Source organism: Stenoxybacter acetivorans DSM 19021 (assembly GCF_000745895.1).
GTDB lineage: Bacteria > Pseudomonadota > Gammaproteobacteria > Burkholderiales > Neisseriaceae > Stenoxybacter > Stenoxybacter acetivorans.
In genome coordinates this window covers 1-1,592 of the sequence record NZ_JQKE01000134.1, presented here as the reverse complement: position 1 = coordinate 1,592, position 1,592 = coordinate 1, and the positions used below count along the sequence as shown (strand labels likewise).

Here is a 1,592-nt window from a genome sequence, read left to right as displayed (position 1 = left end):
GGCATTAAAGTACAGCGATTACTGGCGGCTACCTCTGATAATTACCGTGAGCAACTACTGAAACTGTGTTAAATCTTTCATGCGATTGCCCTGCTCTTTTTTCTCTTTTGATAAACTGTCTTTTATCATTTTCCCGCCGATAAATCCAAGCAGAATAAAGGCGATCCAATGTTCCCAAGATTGACGCAAAAAAATCCCTAGAAAATATCCCGCGATCAGCAAGCATTAGCACCGGAAATAGACCAAAATATAGTCCGTGTATTAAAATTTCTTTTGATTTTTTACTTTTTAAAGCCAATACTGATTCCGCCGAAAATTCAGCTTTGTGTGCTCCATTATGCATTCACTGCAATGGAACACACCCGCAAGATTAAAACATCAACCCACTTTAAAAGTTGTGCAAAAATAACTATTGCTCCGGAAACAAAGGGCGAGCTTTTATCGGCAATACAGGTATGCTCTTCTGTTCCCGTATTACGGGTACAGCAAAAGATGACACCGGCTCTGCCGCAGCTTCTGTTTCCACTTCCACACTATCTCCTTCCGGCAATACCTCATGTCCAAACCCCGGTAAAAGCTCAGGTGTTTCTTCTATCGGTTTTGCTTGTACCAATGTACCCAGCCCGCTTTGCCAATTAATGGCTTTCAGGCTGCCTGAAACCGATTGTTTGCCGTTGCACGTGATGCAATTCAATTTACTGCTTCGGTTTTTCAACACCAATGCAACCAACTTATGATCAACTGTTAAACCCCTATTTTGCGCCCAATCATTAATGCTATTAATTAACGCGGTTTTGTCCAAGTTTTTTTGAAAATACGGGTCAGGATACGCAGCCAGCCACAAATTTTCAGCATCATCAGCATTTAAACCCGCTAATTGATAAATCACCGAAGCATCAGAACCGCTTTCTACCGATTTGGCAAAATCCAAAGCATTTGGGCTTTTCATGCGAACACAGCCATGACTGCGTACACCGGGTACGCTGGCGGGTGCATTGGTGCCGTGAATACCCAGCCCCAATTTCGGATCACCCAACCGCACAAAAACAGGACCCAAAGGATGCCTGGGCTCGCCGTATTTTACGGTTTTCAATACTTCTTGACCCTTGGCTTCCATTTCTTTTTGAATACTTTTCGGTACCACCCAAGTGGGCTTATAGGCTTTGCCGCCGATATGGTATTCGCCTAATGGTGTCTTGGTGCGATTCGTCCCCACTGCCACATCGTAGCTTTTCAGTAACACACCGTCTTGATACAAAAATAATTTTAACTGAGGAACATTAATCACCACCTGCTGTCCTCTTTCAGGTGGAGCGAAGTCAGGCAGTAAAACAGCTGCCCACACCACCGTTTGCATCATTACCAGATACACCAACAGACACACCGTTTTGAATTTTTTGCACACCATATCAACCCCCAATTTTCGCAAAGCAATGTTTTTTCAGAATTCATATCTTAGCAAAAGATAACAATATGCGACAAATATTTATTGATTAAAATGTAAGAATTATCCGCGTTGTTTACACTTTTCATCAAAATAAAAATATTTCTCTAGTACCTCGTATGGTGTCGCTCCGTTAAGTGATTTATGG

2 protein-coding genes are annotated in these 1,592 nt (G+C 42.3%); both read right to left on the bottom strand.

Annotation, left to right across the window (positions count from 1 at the left end; genetic code table 11):
• Positions 1–28: 28 nt before the first annotated feature.
• The gene (locus tag Q384_RS14180) at positions 29–298 is read right to left on the bottom strand and encodes a hypothetical protein (protein ID WP_245608551.1); all 270 of its coding nucleotides are present in this window, start codon (positions 296–298) and stop codon (positions 29–31) included.
• Positions 299–409: 111 nt separating this feature from the next.
• Positions 410–1,408 carry a L,D-transpeptidase gene (locus Q384_RS10930; protein WP_051940933.1) on the bottom strand — a complete coding sequence of 333 codons (999 nt, stop codon included), beginning with the start codon at positions 1,406–1,408 and terminating at the stop codon, positions 410–412.
• Positions 1,409–1,592: the final 184 nt, after the last annotated feature.

Bases quoted from the DNA above. Each gene is read 5' to 3' on its own strand.
- Q384_RS10930 (WP_051940933.1), bottom strand. From the start codon at position 1,408: ATGGTGTGCAAAAAATTCAAAACGGTGTGTCTGTTGGTGTATCTGGTA.